The sequence below is a fragment of the Rhizobium sp. PEPV16 genome (genome assembly GCF_008919455.1).
GTDB lineage: Bacteria > Pseudomonadota > Alphaproteobacteria > Rhizobiales > Rhizobiaceae > Rhizobium > Rhizobium leguminosarum_Q.
On the sequence record NZ_VSZV01000052.1, the window covers coordinates 1 to 1827 of the forward strand.

Genomic DNA, 1827 nt, shown 5'->3' on the forward strand with positions numbered 1-1827 from the left:
AATTATTACGTCAAGCGCGTCAAGGCGGTTCTCGATGGCACCTGGAAGTCAGAGCAGAGCTGGGATGGCCTCAAGGACGGGATCCTGACGATGGCGCCCTATACCAACATGCCCGACGACGTGAAGAAACTCGCCGAGGAGACCGAAGCCAAGATCAAATCAGGCGAACTGCATCCCTTCACCGGACCGATCAACAAGCAGGACGGAACGCCCTGGCTGAAGGCCGGCGAGAAGGCCGATGACGGCACCCTGCTCGGCATGAACTTTTATGTCGAAGGTGTCGACGACAAGCTGCCGGGTAAATAGTCCCGTAGCTATCTCGCGGTTGCGAAGAGTGCCCTTCTGGGCGCTCTTTTTTTGCTGCAATGCATCCCAAGATTCCGATTTACAAAAGTAATACTATATGATTTTTTGACCCTGCGCCGCGAGATGCGGCATTGGGAGGAAATCATGAAATTGAAGACTGCACTTTTGAGTGCCACGATTCTGGCTGCCTGCATGTTCGGTTCGGCTTCGGCCGCCGGCCTCACTGTCGGCTTCTCGCAGATCGGCTCGGAATCGGGCTGGCGTGCGGCTGAAACGACCGTAACCAAGGAACAGGCCAAGAAGCGCGGCATCGATCTGAAGTTTGCCGATGCGCAGCAGAAGCAGGAAAACCAGATCAAGGCTCTGCGCTCCTTCATTGCTCAGGGCGTCGATGCCATTCTCATTGCTCCAGTCGTTGAAACCGGCTGGGATGACGTTCTCAAGGAAGCCAAGGAAGCCGAAATCCCGGTCATCCTTCTTGACCGTACCATCAAGGCTCCTGATGATCTCTACCTGACGGCGGTGACGTCGGACCTGGTCCATGAAGGCAAGGTTGCAGGCGACTTCCTGGTCAAGACCGTCGGCGACAAGAAGTGCAATGTCGTCGAGCTTCAGGGCACCACCGGTTCGTCGCCGGCCATCGCCCGCAAGAAGGGCTTCGAAGAAGCTCTTGCAGGCCACGGCAACCTCAAGATCGTTCGCAGCCAGACCGGTGACTTCACCCGCACCAAGGGCAAGGAAGTCATGGAAAGCTTCCTGAAGGCCGAGAATGGCGGCAAGGATATCTGCGCTCTCTACGCCCACAACGACGACATGGCCGTCGGCGCCATTCAGGCGATCAAGGAAGCCGGTCTGAAGCCCGGCAAGGATATCCTCGTCGTCTCCATCGACGCCGTGCCGGATATCTTCAAGGCCATGTCCGAAGGCGAGGCCAATGCCACGGTCGAGCTGACGCCGAATATGGCTGGTCCGGCCTTCGATGCGCTCGAAGCCTATCTGAAGGACAAGAAGGCTCCGGCCAAGTGGATCCAGACCGAGTCGAAGCTCTACACGCCGGCCGACGAGCCGATGAAGGTCTACGAAGAGAAGAAGGGTCAGGGCTACTGATCTGATGTGACGCCGCTGCATCATTCCTGAAATCGGAATTCGATTTCCGGTTAAGATCATGCAGCAACTCAAAGCGCTACAGCGTCCTTATGCGTCTGGAAAAGGCGAGGGCGCTGTAGAACCGCACCGGCCCGTCATGGACCGGTGCGGAACTGCCTTTGCCGCCTTGGGACGTCATGTCCGGCCGCGGCGCGGCTTTTGCCGTCAATATCAGGAAAACAGACCCTTATGATTCACGATTTCGAGAACGTTCTCGCGGCCTCCGGAATATCGAAATTCTTTCCCGGCGCAGTGGCGCTGGATAAGGTCGATTTCACGCTCCGCAGAGGCGAGGTGCACGCATTGCTGGGCGAGAACGGTGCCGGCAAGTCGACGCTGATCAAGTGCATCACCGGCGCCTATCATCGTGACGAG

General features: G+C 57.5%; 2 protein-coding genes and 1 pseudogene. All 3 read left to right on the top strand.

The features are described from left to right. Positions 1 to 306, top strand: a pseudogene (locus FY112_RS00425) (BMP family ABC transporter substrate-binding protein); the annotation flags it as partial. Between the two features lie 144 nt (positions 307 to 450). Next, positions 451 to 1413 (top strand): galactofuranose ABC transporter, galactofuranose-binding protein YtfQ, encoded by a 963-nt coding sequence (gene ytfQ, locus FY112_RS00430; RefSeq protein WP_131622678.1) that lies wholly within the window; start codon positions 451 to 453, stop codon positions 1411 to 1413. A 228-nt stretch (positions 1414 to 1641) separates the two neighbouring features. Next, a partial coding sequence (locus tag FY112_RS00435; RefSeq protein WP_151517359.1) for an ATP-binding cassette domain-containing protein occupies positions 1642 to 1827 on the top strand: 186 nt, incomplete at its 3' end.

Coding starts and splice junctions, on each gene's coding strand:
- ytfQ (WP_131622678.1), top strand. CDS start 451: ATGAAATTGAAGACTGCACTTTTGAGTGCCACGATTCTGGCTGCCTGC.